This window comes from Flavobacterium sp. (assembly GCF_040382755.1).
Taxonomy (GTDB): Bacteria; Bacteroidota; Bacteroidia; order Flavobacteriales; family Flavobacteriaceae; genus Flavobacterium.
Genome location: NZ_JBEIET010000004.1, coordinates 1 through 22702, shown reverse-complemented (window position 1 = coordinate 22702; position 22702 = coordinate 1). Strand labels below are relative to the sequence as shown.

The window sequence follows — 22702 nt, the reverse complement described above, 5'->3', positions numbered from 1 at the left end:
AACAAAAATAGACTATTTATACGATTTATGGAAATTAATTTATTCAGCGATACGGTTACCAAGCCCACTCCAGAAATGTTACAATATATGTTTAACGCGAAAGTGGGTGATGATGTTTTTAAACAAGATCCGACAGTTAATGAATTGGAAGCGTCTTTAGCTGATTTATTTGGTAAAGAAGCCGCTTTGTTTTTTCCTTCCGGTACGATGGCAAATCAAACTGCTATAAAATTACACACCAATCCGGGTGACGAATTAATTTGCGATAAATGGGGACACGTATTTTTATACGAAGCGGGTGGAGTAGCTTTTAATAGCGGTGTTTCTTGTAATTTAATTGATGGTGAAAGAGGTATGATTACCGCTGAACAAGTAGAAAACGCTATAAATGATCCTGAGTTTTATCATGCGCCAATGACGAAATTAGTTTGTGTGGAAAACACAACAAACAAAGGCGGCGGCGCTTGTTATGATATAGAAGAATTAAAGAAAATAAAAGAAGTTTGCACAAAACATAATTTGAAATTTCATTTAGACGGCGCGCGACTTTGGAATGCTTTAGTTGCCAAAAAACAACATCCAAAAGTGTATGGCGAATTGTTTGATACCATCTCAGTCTGTTTATCTAAAGGCTTAGGTGCACCTGTTGGCTCGGTTTTGTTAGGTACAAAAGAAGATATGAAACGCGCGCTTCGGATTCGTAAAATATTTGGGGGCGGTATGCGTCAAGCAGGTTATTTAGCTGCGGCTGGAATGTATGCGTTACAAAATAACATCACTCGCTTGGAAGAAGACCACAAAAAAGCTAAAGAATTAGGAACGGTTTTAGCCACGCTACCTTTTATTTATAAAGTAGAACCTATTGAAACCAATATAGTTATTTTTAAACTGAAAAGTGATATCAATGAAACGCAGTTTATTGATAAGTTGAAAGAGAAAAACATCAATATCAGCAATATGGGACAAGGTAAATTACGAATGGTTACTCATTTGGATTACAAACAAGTAATGCACGATTATGTAATGGAAACGTTGATTAAAATAAGTATTTGATAAATGAAGAAAGTATTATTATTTATATCTTTTTTTATATTAATTTCTTGTAATGATGGGGCATTTTATCAACAATTCTCAAATCATTCAGATTATTTAAAAATTAAGTATAATAAAAGGTTAAGTGGAAAATTTCCAGATATAATAAAATCTGATGCTTTTGATTTAAAAAGTTGTTCTTATATTGAAAGTAATGCTTATAGTAAATTTAATTATTCAAATGATATTAATTACGATGTGATTTTTTTAAATAATCAAAAAATTACTTTTTTAGAATTTGACTCTAAAATTAATAAATTAAAAAATTTAGAACCTAAATGGTTTATAAAATATAATTTAAAAGATAGTATCAAATATGAAACAATAAGAATTAATTGTTTTTATATTTTAAGAGATAAAAGTAAAAAAGAAATTTTTTCATTTACGAATTTATAAACTACATTTCAATCTCCAAAGCAAAACAGTTTTTTCCTTCTTTAGTAATTAAAAATGAATTTTCATTGTGCTGAATTTCAATCGTATCATTATAATTTAATTCTTGTAAGTAGTTTAAGTTTAATGCATTAATTGAATTACTCAATACCATTTCTACGTTAGCTACATCCAAACACCATTCTAAATATTTGACATTATTGGCGTGATTTACAATATCAATATCCGATAAAAGAATTTTTCTTTCGTTTTTATTTGTAAACACTTCCGGAATTGTTATTTTCTGAATAGGTTGTGCAATACTATCTGTATCATATTTTTCAAAATGCGAATGCGGTAATGCTAAATTATCTGGTCGTCTGGTAGTTGTATTTATTACCACCCAAAAAGTTTCGCAACCTATTAGTTTTTCATCATTCAAATACATTTCTAAACAACGAATGGAGCGCGAATTTTCTAAGGTTTTAATCCAGGTTTTAATGGTGATAACATCTTTCCATTTTGGTAATTTTGATATTTCAATTCGCATTCTACTCAACACCCAAGCTTGATTATGCTGCTGCATGTCTAAATAACTAATACCGCCTAAATCGGCGTGAATGCCCGCAACTATTTGAAATAAATTACAAATTTCGGTATGTTTTAAAAAGCCGTTTGGATAGCAATGTTGAAAACCAATTTCAAAATTTTGTTTGTAAATAGAGGTAAAGTTGGATGAAATTGGCATTTGATTTACGATTTGAGATTTACGATTTACGATTTACGAATTGGGATTTACCTATTTTGGATTTTTGAATTTATAATTTCAATAATTTTATTTCTATCTGTTTCAAAATCAAACCAAACAGCATTTTCTGTACGCTTAAACCAAGTCATTTGACGTTTAGCAAATCGGCGGGTGTTTTGTTTTATTTGTGTTGCAGCAAATTCAAATGTGCTTTTCCCTTCAAAATAATCAAATAATTCTCTGTAACCTACTGTTTGTAAGGCATTTCTATCTTTATGAGGAAGTAATTGTTTTACTTCTTCAACCAAACCTGCTTCAAACATTAGGTCGACACGTTGGTTAATTCGATCGTACATAATTTCTCTATCAGATTCTAAACCAATGATAATTGGAGTGAAATTACGTTTGATGTTTCTTTTACCAATGAAATCTGAATAGGGCAGACCACTTCCAACACAAACTTCTACAAAACGTTTCATTCGTTGAGGATTCTGTAAGGTTTGCGGATTTTCTATTTCCAATCTTTTATAATAATCGGGGTCTAATTCTTGTAATTTTTCTTGAAGAAAGGTTATGCCTAAAGTATCAAATTTATGGTTAATTTCTGTACGAACACCTTCCTCAATATCCGGAAATTCGTCAAAACCTTTTAAAACGGCATCTACATATAAACCAGAACCACCCACCATAATTTGGATGTTGTTTTTAGTAAAAAGTGCGTCTAATTTGTTTAACGCTTCTTTCTCAAAATCACCCACTGAATAGTGTTCTAAAATCGATTTATTTTGAATAAAATGATGAGGTGCAGCAGCCAATTCATCATCCGAAGGCACAGCTGTACCAATTTTCATTTCTTTAAAAAATTGCCGACTATCGCACGAAATGATTTCGCAACCAAAATGTTGTGCCAAAGCAATACTTAAGGATGTTTTTCCAATAGCAGTGGGTCCGATTATAGTAATGAGATAGTTCAATTTTTAAGAAAATAAATTTATTTAAACATATCCATTCCAGGAATACTTGGCATTCCTGACTGGGCTACGGCAGCCATTTCAGCTTCGTTTACGTTTGTTGCTTTTGCAATGGCTTTGTTTAAAACAGTTACCAAATAATCTTCCAACATTTCTTTATCTTGAAGTAATTCATCGGAAATTTTGAAGTTTTTAATTTCTCTGTTAGCTGTTAAAGTTACTTGTAATAAACCGTCGTTACTTTGTTCGTCCACTAAAACGCTGTTTAATCTGTTTTTAGTTTCTTCCATTTTTTGTTGGGTTTCTTTTAATTTACCCATCATTCCCATTAAGTCCATTTTGTATGTGTTTTAATTTTATTTTTTTACAATACTTTTATAAACGTACAACGTTTTTTATGATATTCTGGATCGAAATTTTTCCATAAATTGTGTATCGCGTGATTGTCTTCTAATTCAGGTGTTCGCATACAATTTTCTACTCCTATTTTTTTAAAACTGATGTGGTTTTCATTAAACAAAATTGCAGTTACGCCTTTACTTTGGTATTCGGGTAAAACGCCAATTAAATAAAAAACTGCGGTTTTACATTTATTTTTTGCCTTTAATAAATGTAAAAATCCTGTTGGAAATAGTTTTCCTTTTGCTTTTTGTAACGCTTCAGCAAAATCAGGCATTACAATACTAAAAGCCACCATTTTTCCTTCTTTGTCCATCACAAACTTTATAAATTCAGGATTGATAAACGAAATGTATTTCTTCTTAAAATACTCAATTTGAATATCGTTAATAGGCACAAATGATTGTAAAGAGGCATAACTTCCGTTAAATAACGTAAACATTTTGTCTACATACGGCATAATGTCTTTGGTTTTTGTAAAATTCAAATGGGTTAAATCGTATCTTTTTTCAATCATATCCGCTACGCGCTGAAAATTTGTAGCATCAATATTTGAAAAAGGAAATTTACTCTCTAAATATACTTTTTCTTTAGCAAAACCCAATTGCTCAAAATGCGTCGCGTAATAAGGGAAATTATACCAAGTAATCATTAAACCTCTTTCTTCGAAACCATCAATTAAGCAACCCACTTTATCCAAATTTGAAAATCCCATTGGACCTTCAATATTCTCTAAATTATGTTCCTTTCCAAAAGCAATTACTTTATCTAAAAGTGCTTTCGTAACGTCAATATCATCAATGACATCAAACCAACCAAAACGCACTTTCTTTTTGCCTAAAATGTTTACTTCATCCCAATTGATAATTGCCACTACACGACCTACAATTTTATTGTTTTTATAGGCCAAATAAAAATGAGTATCAGCCGTTTTAAAAACAGGATTTTTGGTTTTGTCAAACGTCTCTAATTCTTCTTGAATAAGCGGAGGCACCCAGTTTTTATTGTTTTTATACAACTCGAAAGGAAAGGTTACAAATGCTTTCAGTTCTTGTTTCGAGAAAATTTCTTTTACTTTTATCATTATTCCACCCCGTCTTTTCTTTTGTTTTTCGCTGCTTTTTTATCCATTTTTTTATCCATTTTACTTCTGGTGCCGGGTTTGTCCATTTTTACTTCTTTGTAATTTTTAGTAAAACGCCAAGTGAAACCCACACCACCATAAAATATACCTGGAGTATTTTTAATACTGGTACCAATCGAAGCATCAAATTGCATATCTTTTTTATGTAAAAATGCCGCACCTAATCTGAAAATACCATCACTATAATATTTGCCATTGTAACCTTGATTTTCAATAAATACAGATAAATTTTGATTGATTCCGTGCGTTACGGTTAAAATATAATCGATACTGGCAAAATCAGTTCCTATTTTGTTGTAAATTAAGTTGGTTACCAAAACCGTTCTATCTCCAAAATGGTTTTGTGCAATCGCCATAATTTTAGGACTAAATTTTGCTTCCACTACGGACGTATTTGCAAACAAATTATTTTCAGAAAAGTTCAAGTTGGCTCCTGCATATGCTGAAAATGCTGGAATAAATTGTTTCCATTTGAATCGATGATTGGCTTTCCAACTGTAGATACTTGGTTTTTCGGGTCCTTTTTTAAATGGGTCATAAATTAAATATTTTGCCCCAAAAGTAGTTTGACGTAAGGCACTTCTGTTAGAAGTAACATCAAATTTTTGATACGAATCTTTTTGGTATTGAATTTCGGCAATAAGCTCCAATTCTTCTTTAAATAATCCCCAACGTAAAGCTAAATCGGCAAAATATCCTTTAGCGTTATAGTTCAGTTTATCGTGGTTTTCAGTAATGTAATTTACACCAGTTTCTGTTTGAATGACACTTTTACCAACTGCAAAGGCCATCATAGATTTTCCAGGACGGTTTGAGTTGACTTCATCGGTATATTGAGCCGCGCAAATAGATGATATAAGTAATGTTGTAATTAAAACAACTTTTGAGGAAAACGTCATAATGATTCATTTAAAACCCAAATGTAAATATTTTATCATAATTTTAAGTATTAGATTTGATATATTCCTTATTTTTGACAAAAAAAATACAATTATGGATACAGCAAGTGTGCCGGGATTTATTAGAACCATTTTCTACATCATTTTGTTTTATTATTTATTTAAGTTCGCAATGAGGCTATTAGCACCATATTTGATGCAAAAAGTGGCGAAAAAAGCAGAAGAACATATTAAAAGACAGTTTGAGCAACAGCAACAAAACTATCAGTCAACAGCAGATAACAATCAGGAAGTTCCAAAAAAAGATAAAAAAGTAGTTGGTGATTACATCGATTATGAAGAAGTTGAATAAAAATTAAAATCTAACGGTTGTCATTCTGAATTTATTTCAGAATCTATCGTTTTTTTATTTTCATATTTTAAGAATCTGAAACAAGTTCAGATTGACAAAACCTATATTATTTTTTAAAATAAAATGAAGAAATTAGAAAAATTTGCACCACATTTATATGCCATTTTTGGTTTTATAGTAATTGCTATTATTTATTTTTATCCGGTATTGTCTGGAAAACAAATAATGCAATCGGATATTGCACAATATACCGGAATGGCAAAAGAACAAAACGACTTTAGAAATGAATTTCATCAAGAGCCGTATTGGACAAATAGCGCATTTGGTGGTATGCCAACGTATCAATTAGGTGCAAAATATCCTCATAATTATATTAAAAGTTTAGATAGTGCATTACGTTTTTTACCACGTCCTGCCGATTATTTATTTTTATATTTCTTAGGTTTTTATATCTTATTAATGAGTTTAAGAGTGAAACCCTTACAAGCGTTTTTTGGGGCTTTAGCGTTTGGATTTTCAACGTATTTGATCATTATTTTAGGAGTAGGACATAATGCAAAAGCACACGCAATCGCTTATATTCCAATGGTTTTAGCAGGAATTATATTTGTTTTTAGTAGACGATATTTGATTGGTGGAATTGTAACGATGCTTGCTGCTGGATTAGAAATTCAGGCGAATCACTTCCAAATGACGTATTATTTCTTGTTCTTATTTGCTTTCGTAATTGGATTTTATATCTACGAAATTGTTAAAGAAAAAGATTTCAAACATTTATATAAATCATTCGCAATTTTAGGTTTAGGTGCTATTTTAGCTATTGGCGCGAATGCAACAAATTTATTAGCTACCGCTGAATATGCTAAATATTCTACGAGAAGTAATAGTAATTTAACTTTTGATGAAAACGGCAAAAAGAAAACCGATACGAATGCAATGAGCTACGACTATATTACACAATATAGCTACGGCGTTGCTGAAAGTTTAAATTTAATTGCCCCTAAGTTATTTGGAGGATCCAATACTGAAGATTTAGGCGATAAATCATCAATGTATCAGTTTATTGTGGGGCAAAATGTGCCAGAAACGGAAGCAAGAGATTTAGTAAAACATATGCCAACCTATTGGGGCGATCAGCCTATTGTAGCCGCTCCAGCGTATATTGGAATAGTGGTGTTTTTCTTAGCTATTTTGGCTATGTTTTTAGAAAAACGTAAAATTAAATATGCTTTAGCAGGAGCAATAACGCTTTCTTTGTTACTTTCATATGGTAAAAATCTATCGGTATTAACTGACTTTTTTATTGACTATATGCCAATGTATAATAAATTTAGAGCGGTTTCTTCTATTCAAGTAATTTTAGAATTATGTTTACCTGTTTTAGCTATTTTAGGCTTGTCAGCTTATATAAATACTGAAGAAGCTGAGCGAAAAAAACCGTTATTATATTCATTAGCAATTGTTGGTGGTATTTTAATTCTATTGTTTTTTGGAAGCAGTATGTTCGATTTTACTTGTGATAATGATAAAATATATACACAACAATACGGTCCTGAATTTATGAAAGTCTTAAAAGAAGACAGAGCAAATATGTATATGTCTACCATTTATCGTTCATTAGGGTTTTTAGTTGTCGATTTCGGGATATTATATTTTTATACTAAAAGGACATTCTCACAATTCACAACAGTTCTTTTAGTGGGAATTGTAATGGTATTAGATTTATTTATAGTGGCGAAAAACTACGTTAAAGCTGATGATTTTGTTTCGAAAAGTCAAATAGAACGACCATTTGGCGAACCAACAGAAGCTGATTTACGAATTTTAGAAGATTCCACACATTTCCGTGTTTTTGATGTAGATGGAAATATGAATAGTGCAAGAACGTCTTTTTATCACCAATCTATCGGAGGATATCACGCAGCGAAACCTAAGAAAATCCAAGAAGTATTCGATTATCAAATTGCAAAAAACAATTTTGAAGTCTTGAATATGCTAAATGTGAAATATATTTTAAAATCTAATGAGGAAGGCAATCAACAGGCATTAGAAAATCCTAATGCGAATGGAAGTGCTTGGTTTGTTTCGAGAGTAAAAGATGTAATGACTGCAGACCAAGAAATGAAAGCTTTAGATAAGTTGAAAACGAATGATGAAGCCGTTATTAGTTTTACATCAAATGATGCGATGTCGATTAAATCATTGGGTAAAATTTCAAAAGATTCCACTTCAATTATTGAGCTGATGTCATACAAACCCAATCATTTAAAATACGTTTCTAATAACTCTAAAAATGGTTTTGGTGTATTTTCTGAAATGTATTACGAAAAAGGTTGGAAAGCTACAATTGATGGAAAAGAAGCTAAAATTTTAAACGTAAATTACGTATTACGTGGTTTAGAAATTCCAGCAGGAAAACATAAAATCGAGTTTATATTTGAACCAGATGTTGTAAAAACAGGAAGTACAATTGCTTTAATTTCCACTCTTTTAATGCTTATCGCTATAGGATTAGGGATTTTTTATTGGAGAAAACAAAATAATCAATTAGCTGAAATAAAATAAATTCATATTAAACCTGACAAGTTTATAAATATAACATTTTGAGTACAAATAAGGTTTTAATCATCTCGTATTATTGGCCGCCAGCTGGTGGGCCTGGCGTGCAGCGTTGGTTAAAATTTGTAAAATACCTACCGGATTTTGGTATAGAACCCATTGTATATATTCCTGAAAATCCAAGTTATCCGTTACTTGATGAAAAATTACTTTCTGATGTTTCTGATAAAACGATAATTCTGAAAAACAAAATATTCGAACCATATGCTTTGGCTTCATTTTTATCGAAAAACAAAACAAAGAAATTAGGAGCAGGTATCATTACTCAAAAGAAAAAGCAATCCTTTGTTGAAAAAATAATGCTTTGGATTCGTGGAAATGTTTTCATACCAGATGCTCGCGTTTTTTGGGTGAAACCTTCGGTAAAATATCTTAAAAAATACATTCAAGAAAACAATATTGAAACCATAATTACTTCAGGTCCGCCACATAGTTTGCATTTAATAGGCTTGGATCTGAAAAAGCAACTTAATGTAAATTGGATTGCTGATTTTCGAGATCCGTGGACGACTATTGGCTATCATAAAGAACTTAAATTGTCAAAGTGGGCGAGTGCCAAGCACAAATCTTTGGAAAAAGAAGTAATGACAACTTGCGATACGATTTTAGTAACTTCACCCACAACAAAATCTGAATTTGAACGAATTACAAATCAACCTATTGAAGTCATTACAAATGGATATGATGTAGAGAAAATTGAAAAAAAACCTTTAGATGAAGCGTTTACTTTAGCGCATATTGGTTCGTTTTTATCGGAAAGAAATCCACAAATTTTATGGGAATCTTTATCGGAATTAATCGATGAAAATGAAGCATTTGCAACTCATTTTAAATTAAAATTAATTGGAGCGGTTAGTAAAGAAGTTATACAATCAATTTCAGATTATAAGTTAGATACTTTTGTTCAAAATTTAGGATATGTTTCGCACGAAGAAGCCTTGATACATCAAAGAAGTTCACAAGTTCTATTGTTAATAGAAATTGATTCGGATGACACAAAATGCATCATTCCAGGAAAACTTTTTGAATATATGGTTTCAGAAAGACCTATTTTAGCCATCGGACCTAAAAATTCCGATTTTGAGAATATTATAAAACAGACAAATACAGGCGTTTTTTATCAATATAACGAGAAAAACGAGCTAAAAAGTCAAATTTTAAGCTATTTTAATCAATATTTAGATAAAAACTTAAAAGTTAATGCAGTCGGTTTACAACAATTTAGCAGAAAAAATTTAACAGAACAATTAGCAAAAACAATTTCAAAATTTAATAGTAAAACGTAATGTTAATAACACAGATTAGAGAAATATTTAAAATCTAAAAAATCTAAAAAAGTTAAAACATCTAAATAATCTAAACATCTAACCATCTAACAATCTAACAATCTAAAATGGGTATCGTAATTAAACAATCTATTAAAAACACCATCATTACTTTTATTGGTTTTGCTATTGGTGCGATTAATGTTTTGTATATGTATCCTGTTTTTTTAGGTAAGGAATATTTAGGATTAACCAATTATGTTTTATCGGCGGCTAATATTTTGTATCCTATTTTATCATTTGGAATACAAAACACATTGATAAAGTTTTTCAATGAAAATAATAAAACAGAAGAAGAGCTAAGCAGTTATTTTAGTTATATGCTGTTGTTGCCATTACTTATCATTATTCCGTTTTTTGCGTTGTTTTATCTTTTTTACGAAAATATTGCTTTGTATGAATCGTCAAAAAACACAATTGTGTATGACTTTGTATGGGAAATTCCACTAATTGCTTTATTTATTGGTTATTTTGAGATTTTTTATGCCTGGTTGCGTGCCCATATGAAATCGGTTTTTGGATCTTTTGTTAAAGAAGTATTCGTAAGAATATTAGTAACTATTTCACTTTTTGCCGTTTATTTTAAATTCATAACATTACCACAATTTGTTCATTCCTTGGTTTTGGTGTACGGTATTAGTTTGTTAGTAATTATTTACTATGCCAATAAAACGAAAAGCATTACGTTAAGTAAAAAGTTCCCGAAGAAAACCAAGTCTATTTTTGTATTTACTATTTTCATTATTTTATCGGCAAGTGTAGCCAATATGCTATTAGATATTGATAAATATATGATCAATCAGTTTTTAAAAATTGAAAATATTGCCTTTTATTCTTTAGCTGTGTACTTGGCTATGGTTATTTCTGTACCACAACGCGCGATGCATCAAATTACTTATCCAATTACGGCAAAATTAATTAGCGAAAATAAATGGCAAGAATTAAACGAATTGTATAAAAAATCGTCTGTAACGCTTCAAGTTATTGGAGGGTTAATTTATATTGGAATTTTAGTAAACATAAATCAAGTGTATGAAATTCTTCCAAATGAAGGATATAGTCAAGGATTGATTGTTGTTTTTACCATTGGTTTATCTAAATATTTTGACGTTATTTTAGGTAATAATAACTCCATAATATTTAATTCTAAGTATTATAAAACAGTATTGCTTTTAGGTGTGCTTTTGGTATTTGTTATTGTAGGATTAAATTTAATTTTTATTCCAAAATACGGAATAAACGGTGCAGCTTTAGCGACTTTAATCGCAATTGGAATGTATAGTTTAGCCAAGCTATTATTTGTGGTTTTTAAAATGAAATTATTTCCGTTTACTAAAAAAACCGTGATTTCAATTGCAATTACATTAGCGTTGTTTTTCGGATTTTACTATTGGGAATTTCCTTTTCACCCCATTATTAATATTGGTTTAAAATCGGTACTCCTTTCCGTTTTATATTTGGCTTTACATTATTATTTCAAGGTTTCAAGTGATATTAATTTTGTGATTAGAAATGTATTTAATAAGGTTTTTAATAAAAAATAAAAATCCCGCTTCGTAAATACGGAACGGGACTTTTAACAAACTAACATTTAATTTCTTTTTCGTTCTTCGGTATCTTTTTTAATTTCGTCGATGTCTTCTTTTTTCATTTTTTCTTTGCTACCATCTTTTTTATAGTAGTAATAATCGCCATCGTTTTCAGCATCTTCATTATGATAGTTACCACCATTATATCCTGCAGGGCAAGGATTGTAGGTATAACCATAACTCATTCTGTTAACAAAACCCACAACTCCAACAATTTGTCCGTGGTAATTATAGAATAAACGCATGCCTCCAATTCTGGTTAAAGCAAAACTGTTATAGGTCATAAATACACTTCCAATTCGCTTAATTCTTCCATAATAGTCATAATTCACGAATACCGTTCCAATTCTTCTGATTCTACCATAATAGTCGTACTCAATTTTAATTCCTCTACTACCTCTTTCATCGATATTTGTTGTAGCTGGAATGCCTCCACGTCGAGCTATATAATTGTTGTTTCCAATATTGAAGTCAAAATCACCATTTGGAAAAACATAAAACAAAATACCTCGTTCTAAAAATACAATAGGTTCTGCATCTCTATAATCAATTGCGTAATAATTAGGATACCCATTTTGGTGTTCATTTCTGCTTCCACGTCTTTCGGTTCTAATTTCTTGAGCATGTACTGCGTTTAATAGGATAAAAAAACTGCTCACTAAAAATGTAATTTTTCTCATGATTTCTAAATTTTAAAGGTTCTACATTTTCTAATTGTTATTGTTATTTAGTTATTTTCAATTGCTATGCCAAAAGAAAAAATGTATGTGATAACGATTTGATAATAACTTGTTAATGATTTCTAATGAATTGATATTTAGTGTTTTAATTTTAATATTTAAAGAATATCAACCAATTTATCATCGGTTATTTACAACATAGATTATACTAATTTTTTAAATTTCTAAAATCTGTATTTCAAAAAAGTAAAAAATTAGACCGAAATTGAATTTAGTTTTTGCTGTTGCTTCTGAATTTACTATTTTAGCACAAATCAGAATCAGTATGCGGAAGTCATTCTTTTTATTATTTTTTATATGCCACTTAGTTTTTGCGCAATATCCAACGGATTACTTTCGTTCTCCTTTAGATATTTCTATAAATTTATCAGGTACTTTTGGTGAATTACGTTCCAATCATTTTCATTCAGGGTTAGATATTCGTACCAATAATATTGAAGGCTTACCTGTATACGCTGCTGCAGACGGAATGGTTGTACGAATTAAAGTATCGCCATTTGGTTATGGAAAAGCGTTATATATTGCACATCCTAATGGATACACTACCGTTTACGGGCATTTACAGAAGTTTAGCGATAAAATTGAAGCGTACGTTAAAGAACAACAATACCGTCAGAAAAGTTTTGAAGTAGAATTATATCCCAGCAACATTAAAGTATCACAATCTGAAATTATTGCTTTGTCTGGTAATTCTGGAGGAAGTGGCGGACCCCATTTGCATTTTGAATTTAGAAATACGGCTACTGAAAAAATCATCAATCCAATGGCTTTTGGAATGAATAAATTGATTAAAGATCAATCAAATCCTGTGATTTCCAGTTTAATGGTATATCCTGCAAACGATTCAATATCAGTAAATAAAAGTAGAAACCCAGTTAGTTTGTCGTTACAAAAACAAGTGGACGGCACTTTTTTAGCTACAAAAGTCGTAGCCAGTGGGAAAATTGGTTTTGCGCTAAATTCGTATGATATATCCACCAATAATTACAATAAAAACGGAGTATATAAAGTAGAAAGTTATTTAAATGGTTCGCCAAATTTTAAATACGAATTTGAAACGTTTGCTTTTGACGAATCGAAACATATAAATTATTTTATCGATTTTAAAACGTTTAAAAAACTAAAGCAACGCTTTCAAAAATTATTTATTAAAGAAAATTATCCTTTATCTATAGTAAGCGGGAATACTAAAAATGGGTTTATCGATATTAAACCCAATGTAAATTATACTTATAAAATTGTAGTTTCTGATTTTCACGGAAACACCACAGTAGTGAATGTTCCAATTTCTTATGAAAAAGCAATTCAATTTTCTGAAACATCAAAACCAGTAGCAAAAGAAAACTATTTTATAAAACACAAATCGGAATATAATTTTGAATTTGATAAAACGGCAGTATACTTTCCACCGAATGCTTTGTATGAAAATGCTACTTTAAATATTGTTGAGAAAGATGGTGTTTTAGATATAGAAAATAATTCCGAAGCCATACAAAATGCGTTTACTGTAACAATGGATATGTCAGATTTATCTGAAGAAGATAGAAAAAAAGCGTTTATTGGTAACGTTTCGGGATATAAGTTAGAGTACAATTCTTCTTTCAAAAAAGGAACAAAAATAGCTGCTAAAGTAAAATCATTTGGAAAGTATAAAGTAGGTGTTGATAATGTACCACCTCGAATTTACAACCCTAATTTTATTGAAAACAGCAATATTTCTAAATTAAAAACGTTAAGTGTATCTATTAACGATGTGCTTTCAGGTATTGATAGTTATAATGCCTATTTAAATGATCAATGGATTTTAATGGAATACGATTATAAAACCAAAAAATTAATTCATAATTTTGAAGATGGTAAAGTAATTTCAGGAAACAATACCATTAAAATTGTGGTTACGGATAAATTGGATAATACAGCCACATTTACATCAAATTTTATATATTAAGTATGCTTATACATAGTAAGTTATTTCGAATTATTCTGTTTTTTATATTTATTTCTACCTTTTCGTTTGCTCAAAAAGCCAGAATTAAAGGTGTGGTTTTAAACGAAAATCAGTTGCCTATTGAAAATGTTTCAGTAAGTTCACCTACTTCGAATACCATCACCAACAAAAATGGATTTTATGAATTAGAAATAGCTGCGAATGTGGAAGTTATAATTTCGTATTATAATTCGTCATTTAAAAAGTCTACGTATAAAGTCAATTTAAAACCGAATGAAGATTTTGAATGGAATCCGATTTTAGGAACTATTAATGAAGTAATTGAAACCGTTGTAATATCAGGTAAAAACAGAAAAATTAATGGAGCCACAGCGCTTTCTCCTGTTTTATTGAGACGAATCCCTGGAGGAAATGCGGGTGTTGAAAATTTGATAAAAACCCTTCCTGGTGTGTATTCAAATAATGAATTAAGTACTTCGTATGCTGTACGTGGAGGAAATTACGATGAAAATTTAGTATATGTAAACGAAATTGAAGTCTATCGTCCTTTTTTAGTTCGTTCTGGGCAACAAGAGGGTTTGAGTTTTACCAACACCGATATGGTACAAAATATCGATTTTTACGCAGGTGGATTTCAAGCCAAATATGGTGATAAATTGGCATCTGTTTTGGATATTGCGTATCGAAATCCAAAATCATTTCACGCCGGTTTAGAAGCCAGTTTTTTAGGTGGAAGTATTTTTGCTGAAGGTGTATCTAAAAATCAAAAATGGAGTAATATCACTGGAGTACGTTACAGAAATAATGCACTTTTGGTTAACAGCCAGGAAACGCAATCTGCTAATTTTAACCCATCATTTTTAGATGTGCAATCGCTATTTAATTTCAATTTAAACACCAAATGGAATTTTAGTTTCTTAGGAAATATTGCACAAAATAATTATAACTATCAGCCGACTTCTCGTCAAACGAATTTTGGTACGATTAGCGAGCCAATTGCTTTATTAATTCAGTACGAAGGACAAGAAAAAGATACTTATACAACCTTTTTTGGCGCTTTAAAATCGGTATATGAACCTAATAAAAATAATAAATACAAACATATTTCATCTATATATCACACTGTAGAACAAGAATATTATGATATTTTAGCACAATATCGTTTGGGTGAAGTAGATGCAAATATTGGATCTGAAACCTTTGGAAATGTTGTTTTTTCTCGCGGAATCGGTTCGCAACTAAATCACGCCAGAAATAATTTAGATGCTTTAATTGTAACGAATGAAATTAAGGGAAATCATAAATTAAATGATGACAATGCGATAGAATGGAGTTTTAAACATAATTTCGAAAACATTAGAGATAGAGTAGTAGAGTGGGAAGTAATTGATTCTGCAGGATTTTCATTACCAAATCCAGAATTAGAATATATTAATGACCAACCTTATAATCCGTATTTCGGTCCATTAGCGCCATACCAAAATGTTCGTGCTAAAAATAATACCACCATAAATCGATTCAATTCTTATTTAAATTGGAATTATGAAGGAATGATTGGTTCGCATACTTATTATGTAAATGCTGGAGTTCGTGGGCAAAGTTGGATGGCTTCAAATAATGGAATTTCAGGAAATAATCAATTCACTTTTTCGCCAAGAGCACAATTTATTTTAAAACCAAATTGGAACAAAGAAATGATTTTCCGATTCTCTGTCGGTGTATATAATCAACCGCCATTTTATAGAGAATTACGTGCCAGCGATGGTTCGGTAAATCCAAATGTAAAAGATCAAAAATCCATTCATTTTGTTTTTGGACACGATTATAGTTTTCAATTGTGGAACAGACCGTTTAAATTAGTAAGTGAAGCCTATTACAAAACGATGACAGATGTAAACGCTTATACAATAGATAATGTCAGAATTAGATATGAAGCAAATAACAACGCCACGGCTTATGTATATGGAATTGATGGAAGATTAAATGGTGAATTTGTTCCTGGTGTAGAATCTTGGTTTACGTTTGGTTATTTAAAAACAGAAGAAAATCAAGGTGGTAAAGGTTTTATTGCACGTCCGACAGACCAACGATTGAAATTTGCAATTTTATTTCAAGATTATATGCCAAATATTCCAAGTTTAAAAATGTATTTAAATTTAGTATATAATACTGGTTTACCTGGAGGTTCGCCTGCTTATGCTGATCCCTATTTATATCAAACAAGATTAAACGATTATAGAAGAGCTGATACCGGATTTTCTTATGTTTTTAAAGATGCAAAATTGGGTGGACATAGAAAATGGTTAGCTAATTTTTCCGAATTTAGTTTGGGTTTTGAAATTTATAATATGTTTAATAATCAAAACTCAATAACGAATACTTGGGTGCGAGATGTGTATACCAAAACGCAATACGGTGTGCCAAATTATTTAACCACACGAACGTTTAATTTGAAATTAAGTATGAGAATTTAAGGTGGGGAACACAGATTTGACAGATTTTTAAAACTAAATGATTTAGAATTTAGTATATTTGATATTCAAAACAGAAACTATGAAATCGCCATAAACAAACTCGTTTGCTTGCAAACACCAATAAAAATAAAGCGATACCATATGACTTTAAAAAACAATAAATATTTACATATGAAAAATTACATATATATCCTTTTAGCGTCTAGTGTGATGATTTTTTCTTGTCAGGAAGAAAAAGCCAAACCAAAAGTAAAATATACTGGTAAAGAAGTTAAATCATTACAAAAAGACACCACTAAGTTAGAGGTTGTTGATTTGCCTATTCAGTTTGAAGGCAGTAATGTATTGGTTTATGCTATTGGAAATTTAACCGTTGGCGATATTAATAGAAAAGGAAGTTATGAAAGCAGCTCTGCTTACGAAGGTGTTTCAGGTTTTCACGTTTCTAATTCAATGGAAAATGAAATTACAGGTTATTTACAAAATTTAAAATTTCAAGAAATTGGTTCTGATTCGTTATACGTTTTATCAGATAAAGTAATGCAAATTGAGCGTGTTTCGTATCTAAAAAACAATAAAATGTTAGTATATGTTTTGGCTGATGCCGATACCAATCAAGACGCAATGATTGATTCGAATGATATTAAATCACTTTACATTAGTTCAGAATTAGGAAAAAATTTCACTAAAATTTCTACAGAATTACAAGAGTTGATTGATTGGAAACATATAGAATCGTCAAATAAACTATTTTTTAGAACGATAGAAGATGCTAACAAAAACGGCGAATTCGATAAAAAAGACAGAATCCACTATCACGTAGTTAATTTAAAAGACAATAAAGTATCGGAATATTTTCCTTTGTAATTTGTTATTCTAAAGTTTGTAAAGCAACTAATCTCGCGTAAGTACCGTTTTTCGCAATTAAATCCGCGTGTTTTCCTTGTTCTACAATTTCACCTTTTTGCATTACAATAATGTTGTCTGCTTTTTGAATGGTAGATAAACGGTGTGCAATTACAATAGAAGTTCGGTTTTGCATCATTTTTTCTAAAGCATCTTGAACCAATTTTTCACTTTCCGTATCTAAAGCAGAAGTGGCTTCGTCCAAAATCATAATAGGAGGGTTTTTCAACACGGCTCTCGCAATAGATAAACGTTGTTTTTGTCCACCAGATAATTTTCCACCAGCATCACCAATATTGGTATCAATTCCATTAGGAAGAGAAACTACAAATTCATAGGCATTTGCAATTTTTAAAGCGTCAATAATTTCTTCATCTGTGGCATTCGGCTTTCCAATAAGTAAATTATTTTTTATAGATTCGTTAAATAGTATAGAATCTTGAGTAACCAATCCGATTAAACCACGTAAAGCGTGCATATCCCAATCTCTAACTTCTACACCATCCACTTCAATTGAACCTTCATTAATATCGTAAAAACGCGTTAATAAATTGGTAATTGTACTTTTTCCTGAACCCGATTGTCCTACTAAAGCAATTGTTTTTCCTTTTTCCACTTCAAATGAAAAGTTTTTCAATACATTTTCGTCTTGGTAGGCAAAGTTGATATTTTTTACAGAAATTTTATTTTCAAAAGTATGTTTTACAAACGCATTTGGCTTATTAACTACTACATTTTCTTGTTCTAATAACGTAAACACTCTTTCAGCTGCAGCTAAACCACTTTTTACTTGGTAAGACGCTTTAGAAATAGCTTTTGCAGGAGTAAGAATTGCATAGGCTAAACCAATATATGCAAGAAATTGCGGTCCCTTTAGAGTTCCTTCCTCCAAAACCATAATACCCCCAAACCAAAGTAAAACTGCAATTGTAACAATTCCTAAAAATTCACTCATTGGTGAAGCAAGGTTGTTTTTATTAGCTATACTGGTTGTTAATTTAAGCAATTTATCTAAGGAATCATTGAATCTTTGTATAAAAGAATTCTCCGCATTATAACTCTTAACTACTTTTAATCCCGTCAAAGTTTCATCTAAAGTTGAAATAAATATCCCTTGTTCATTTTGTGCTCGAATTGATTTTGCTTTTAAATTTTTACCAATTCTTGAGATAATAATTCCTGAAATTGGAATGAATATAAATACGAATAATGTTAATTTTACACTTATAGCTAACATTAAAAAGATTGAAAAAACAATCGTCATAGGTTCTCTAACAATTAATTCTAAAATTTGGAAAAAGGAATTTTGAACTTCACCCACATCACCAAGCATTTTTGTCATTACATCTCCTTTTCTTTGATCCGAATAGTAAGAAATAGGTAAATGGATAATTTTAGCATATAATTTTTCGCGTAAGTCTTTCAAAACCCCATTTCTAAGAATTGTAATTTGAAAAGAAGCTAAATAATTGAAAATATTCTTTAAAAGTGCAGTTACGATTACTATTCCAACTACTAACATTAAAGCATATTTTGCTCCATAATCGTCATTTAATTTTGTAATATAGAATCCTAAATATTCTTGAGCATACTTATTAATTTCTAAAATTCCTGTAAATTTTGGTTTTTCAAAAACTTCTTCTGTTTGTTTGAATAATACGTTTAGTATAGGTATTAATGTTACCATTAACATAGAAGAAAAAAACGCATAAAAAACATTGAATACAACATTTAAAATGGCATTTTTCTTATACTTTAACGCAAAAGGAATTATTTTTTTTAAATTTTGATCCATTAGTTTAATTTCATTTCAGTGATTATATTCTGAATTTTGGTATCTAAAAATCTATTGGCTTCTTCGTAATCATTTGCTTCTTCTAAAATGGCATTCACACTAAAATAGAACTTAATTTTTGGTTCGGTTCCACTTGGTCTGGCGCAAATTTTAGTACCATCTTCTAAATAATAAATTAATACATTCGATTTTGGAATGTCTAAATCAAACGTTTCATTATTTATTAAATCTCGAGCCGTTGTGTTTTGATAATCTTCAATACAAACTACGCGTTGTCCATTTATAGTTTCCATTGGATTGTCTCGTAAATCAACCATCATTTGATTGATTTCTACCAAACCTTCTTTACCTTTTTTGGTTAAAGATATTAAATGTTCTTTATAAAATCCGAAATCTAAATATAAGTTAATCAGTTCTTTATATAAACTACTTCCAGAAGCTTTGGCTTGTGCAGCAATTTCGCATACTAATAAACTTGCTGCAACGGCATCTTTATCTCTAACCGCGTCACCCACCATAAATCCGAAACTTTCTTCGCCGCCGCCAATAAATTTCTGATTTGGGAAGTCTTTAATAAATTTTGCAATCCATTTGAATCCCGTTAATCCTACTTTACATTCAATTCCGTAAGCACTTGCTAAATCGAGCATCATTGGAGTAGAAACAATTGTAGAACCAATAAATTCTGTTCCTGTAATTTTATCAGCACGTTTCCATTGTTCAAGTAAAAATGCTGTCATAACTACCATAGTTTGGTTTCCGTTTAACAACATCATTTTACCATTTGTATCTCTAACAGCAACGCCCAATCTATCCGAATCAGGATCCGTACCAATTACGATATCAGCATTTACTTGGTCAGCTAATTCTAAAGCCATAGCTAATGCTTCTGGTTCTTCTGGATTTGGCGATTTTACAGTTGGAAAGTTTCCATCTGGAATTTCTTGTGCTGCAACAATGTTTACATTCGTATAACCTGCTTTTGCTAAAACAGCAGGAATTGATTTTACAGATGTTCCGTGTAACGGTGTAAAAACAATATTTAAATTTTCTTTAGCCGATTTTGGTGTATTAAAACTGGCGTTTTCAATGGTCGAATTAATAAAGGCTTCATCAACAGCTTCATCAATATATTCAATTAAACTTTCATTTGCTGAAAATTGAATATCACTGTATTTTAAGGCTTCAATTTCTGCGATAATTTCGCCATCTTGTGGTGGTACAATTTGTCCGCCATCTTGCCAATATACTTTGTATCCGTTGTATTCTGGTGGATTGTGTGATGCTGTTAATACAATTCCAGCGTGACAATCTAAGTGTTTTAGCGCAAATGATAATTCTGGAGTAGGGCGTAATTCAGAAAACAAATACACTTTTATATTATTTGCTGAAAAAATATCCGCTACTATTTTCGCTAATGTATCGCTGTTTTTTCTACAATCGTAAGCAATAGCTACTTTTAGCTCTTCATTAGGAAAGCATTTTTTTAAATAATTAGACAAGCCTTGTGTGTTTTTACCTAAAGTATATTTGTTTATACGATTGGTTCCAACACCCATAACGCCGCGCATTCCACCTGTACCAAATTCTAAATTTTTATAAAAAGCATCTTCTAAACCTTTTGGATCGGATGTCATTAAGGCTTCAATTTCAGTTTTTGTATTTTGGTCGAAAGTAGGCGTAAGCCATTCATTCACTTGATCTAATATGTTTTGTTCTATGTGCATTATTTTATTTTTATTATTTCAAAAAGAGTTTCAAATATTTTTTACAATCAACTAATAAATTATTTGAATAATCATTTGTTGCTCTTTTAGGATTTCGTGTTTCACCGCTAAATTCTGAATTGATTAATTTTTCATTATTAAAATAATATCTATTTTCGCATATTACAGTTTGAATATTGTAATCAAAACTATCAGTTTTATTGTCATACTTAAACGCCTTTTCCTGTCCATAAACAAAAATTAAGGAGTTGTTATATAAGTAGTATTCATAAATGCTTGTATAGTTTGAGAGTCCTACCCACTCAATTATTTTAACTACTTGTCCGTTTTTAAAATAAGCTGTAAGCTCTGAACCATTATCAGTTCCATTTTCTAACCATTGATCGTTGTCAAGAACCTTTTTTATATAAGTTGAGTCCTTATTTATAAGTTCAACTACTTTATTAATAGCCTTAATTTCTTCTTCATTTTGTCCAAAAAGAAAAGTCGTTGAAATTAATAAAGTAAGAATGAAAATGTATTTTTGCATTGTCTAAATTTATTATTTTTAAACCCAATCTTGTTATGATGAAAGCATCTCGAAAACTAAGTTGAGACGCTTTCAGCGAGACAAACGTTGTTTTTTTAACCTTTCAATTAAACTATTTCGGCTATTTTATATCGTTCTTCGTTGCTTTTTGTTCTTAAAATAATTTCGCCTAAAAAACCAGCTAAAAACAATTGTGTTCCAATAATCATAGTAGTTAAGGCGATATAAAATTCGGGTCTATTCGTAATTAAACGTGCTGTTTTATGGATAAAAAGCTTATCGATTCCTAAATATACTGTTAGAATAAATCCTATAAAAAACATTAAACTTCCAAGCAATCCGAAGAAATGCATAGGACGTTTGCCGAATTTTGAAATGAACCAAATGGTAATTAAATCTAAAAATCCATTCACAAATCTATCGATACCAAATTTAGAACTTCCATATTTTCTGGCTTGATGAATCACTACTTTTTCACCAATTTTTGAAAAACCTGCATTTTTTGCCAAAACCGGAATGTATCGGTGCATTTCACCAGAAACTTCTATGTTTTTAATTACCGTATTTTTATAAGCTTTTAGTCCGCAATTGAAATCGTTTAGTTTCACTCCAGAAATTCTTCTTGCTGCCCAATTGAATAATTTTGAGGGAATATTTTTAAATACTACAGAATCGTAGCGTTTTTTCTTCCAACCAGAAATTAAATCAAATCCTTGATTTTGAACTAAATCGTATAATTCTGGAATTTCATCTGGACTATCTTGTAAATCGGCATCCATAGTAATAACAACATCACCTAATGCTTTCGCAAATCCAGCGTGTAGGGCTTGACTTTTACCATAATTGCGTAAAAATTTTATTCCTTTAATGTTGGAATTTGACTTTTGTAAGTCTAAAATAGTTTGCCAAGACGCGTCAGTACTACCATCATCTATAAACAATACTTCATAAGAAAAGTTATGACTCGTCATAACTTTCTCAATCCATTTTGATAATTCGGGTAACGATTCTTGTTCGTTTAATAAGGGAATTACTAATGATATATTCATTTATTCGTTTAATGGGTTTGTTTT

19 protein-coding genes are annotated in these 22702 nt (G+C 30.5%); 9 read left to right on the top strand and 10 right to left on the bottom strand.

Annotated features, from left to right (window positions below):
• The first annotated feature begins 27 nt into the window (after positions 1-27).
• Positions 28-1053, top strand: a complete 1026-nt coding sequence (locus ABWO04_RS01030; protein WP_353076601.1) for a threonine aldolase family protein — start codon at positions 28-30, stop codon at positions 1051-1053.
• A 3-nt stretch (positions 1054-1056) separates the two neighbouring features.
• Positions 1057-1488 (top strand): hypothetical protein, encoded by a 432-nt coding sequence (locus ABWO04_RS01025; RefSeq protein ID WP_353076600.1) that lies wholly within the window; start codon positions 1057-1059, stop codon positions 1486-1488.
• Position 1489: 1 nt separating this feature from the next.
• On the opposite strand, the gene ABWO04_RS01020 is transcribed toward ABWO04_RS01025, so the two are convergent.
• Genes ABWO04_RS01020 through ABWO04_RS01000 form a run of 5 tightly spaced genes read right to left on the bottom strand, consistent with a single transcriptional unit; the run spans position 1490 to position 5625 of the window.
• The gene (locus tag ABWO04_RS01020; protein ID WP_353076599.1) at positions 1490-2212 is read right to left on the bottom strand and encodes an acyl-[acyl-carrier-protein] thioesterase; all 723 of its coding nucleotides are present in this window, start codon (positions 2210-2212) and stop codon (positions 1490-1492) included.
• 47 nt (positions 2213-2259) lie between these two features.
• Positions 2260-3186 carry a tRNA (adenosine(37)-N6)-dimethylallyltransferase MiaA gene (miaA, locus tag ABWO04_RS01015; protein WP_353076598.1) on the bottom strand — a complete coding sequence of 309 codons (927 nt, stop codon included), beginning with the start codon at positions 3184-3186 and terminating at the stop codon, positions 2260-2262.
• Between the two features lie 17 nt (positions 3187-3203).
• A complete protein-coding gene (locus ABWO04_RS01010; RefSeq protein WP_291242000.1) occupies positions 3204-3521 on the bottom strand; it encodes a YbaB/EbfC family nucleoid-associated protein in 318 nt (105 codons plus the stop codon).
• Between the two features lie 26 nt (positions 3522-3547).
• Entirely contained in the window at positions 3548-4666 is a 1119-nt protein-coding gene (locus ABWO04_RS01005; RefSeq protein ID WP_353076597.1) for a GTP cyclohydrolase, read from the bottom strand.
• On the bottom strand, positions 4666-5625 hold the full coding sequence (locus tag ABWO04_RS01000; RefSeq protein WP_353076596.1) for a transporter: 960 nt from the start codon (positions 5623-5625) through the stop codon (positions 4666-4668). The genes ABWO04_RS01005 and ABWO04_RS01000 overlap by 1 nt, the downstream gene beginning before the upstream one ends.
• A gap of 94 nt (positions 5626-5719) precedes the next feature.
• On the opposite strand from ABWO04_RS01000, the gene ABWO04_RS00995 reads away from it, so the two are divergent.
• The 4 genes from ABWO04_RS00995 to ABWO04_RS00980 all read left to right on the top strand — a co-directional run bounded on the left by ABWO04_RS00995 (position 5720) and on the right by ABWO04_RS00980 (position 11465).
• Positions 5720-5977 (top strand): DUF4834 domain-containing protein, encoded by a 258-nt coding sequence (locus tag ABWO04_RS00995; RefSeq protein ID WP_353076595.1) that lies wholly within the window; start codon positions 5720-5722, stop codon positions 5975-5977.
• Between the two features lie 123 nt (positions 5978-6100).
• The gene (locus ABWO04_RS00990) at positions 6101-8542 is read left to right on the top strand and encodes a YfhO family protein (protein WP_353076594.1); all 2442 of its coding nucleotides are present in this window, start codon (positions 6101-6103) and stop codon (positions 8540-8542) included.
• A 38-nt stretch (positions 8543-8580) separates the two neighbouring features.
• Positions 8581-9882 (top strand): glycosyltransferase family 4 protein, encoded by a 1302-nt coding sequence (locus tag ABWO04_RS00985; RefSeq protein ID WP_353076593.1) that lies wholly within the window; start codon positions 8581-8583, stop codon positions 9880-9882.
• Between the two features lie 107 nt (positions 9883-9989).
• Positions 9990-11465: an oligosaccharide flippase family protein gene (locus ABWO04_RS00980; RefSeq protein ID WP_353076592.1), complete on the top strand. Its 1476-nt coding sequence runs from the start codon at positions 9990-9992 to the stop codon at positions 11463-11465.
• A gap of 47 nt (positions 11466-11512) precedes the next feature.
• On the opposite strand, the gene ABWO04_RS00975 is transcribed toward ABWO04_RS00980, so the two are convergent.
• Complete coding sequence (locus ABWO04_RS00975; RefSeq protein ID WP_353076591.1) at positions 11513-12190, bottom strand: hypothetical protein; 678 nt, start codon at positions 12188-12190, stop codon at positions 11513-11515.
• Positions 12191-12455: 265 nt separating this feature from the next.
• On the opposite strand from ABWO04_RS00975, the gene ABWO04_RS00970 reads away from it, so the two are divergent.
• The 3 genes from ABWO04_RS00970 (at position 12456) to ABWO04_RS00960 (ending at position 17539) form a co-directional block, all read left to right on the top strand.
• Positions 12456-14198: a M23 family metallopeptidase gene (locus ABWO04_RS00970; RefSeq protein WP_353076590.1), complete on the top strand. Its 1743-nt coding sequence runs from the start codon at positions 12456-12458 to the stop codon at positions 14196-14198.
• A gap of 2 nt (positions 14199-14200) precedes the next feature.
• The gene (locus tag ABWO04_RS00965; protein ID WP_353076589.1) at positions 14201-16672 is read left to right on the top strand and encodes a TonB-dependent receptor; all 2472 of its coding nucleotides are present in this window, start codon (positions 14201-14203) and stop codon (positions 16670-16672) included.
• 171 nt (positions 16673-16843) lie between these two features.
• A complete protein-coding gene (locus ABWO04_RS00960) occupies positions 16844-17539 on the top strand; it encodes a hypothetical protein (protein WP_353076588.1) in 696 nt (231 codons plus the stop codon).
• A gap of 4 nt (positions 17540-17543) precedes the next feature.
• On the opposite strand, the gene ABWO04_RS00955 is transcribed toward ABWO04_RS00960, so the two are convergent.
• From ABWO04_RS00955 to ABWO04_RS00940, 4 genes are all read right to left on the bottom strand, one after another.
• Entirely contained in the window at positions 17544-19373 is a 1830-nt protein-coding gene (locus ABWO04_RS00955; RefSeq protein ID WP_353076587.1) for an ABC transporter ATP-binding protein, read from the bottom strand.
• Positions 19373-21100, bottom strand: a complete 1728-nt coding sequence (locus ABWO04_RS00950; protein ID WP_353076586.1) for a phospho-sugar mutase — start codon at positions 21098-21100, stop codon at positions 19373-19375. Before ABWO04_RS00950 ends, ABWO04_RS00955 begins: the two co-directional genes overlap by 1 nt.
• Before the next feature lie 13 nt (positions 21101-21113).
• Positions 21114-21629 (bottom strand): hypothetical protein, encoded by a 516-nt coding sequence (locus ABWO04_RS00945; RefSeq protein WP_353076585.1) that lies wholly within the window; start codon positions 21627-21629, stop codon positions 21114-21116.
• Between the two features lie 107 nt (positions 21630-21736).
• Entirely contained in the window at positions 21737-22678 is a 942-nt protein-coding gene (locus ABWO04_RS00940; RefSeq protein WP_353076584.1) for a glycosyltransferase family 2 protein, read from the bottom strand.
• Positions 22679-22702 lie beyond the last annotated feature (24 nt).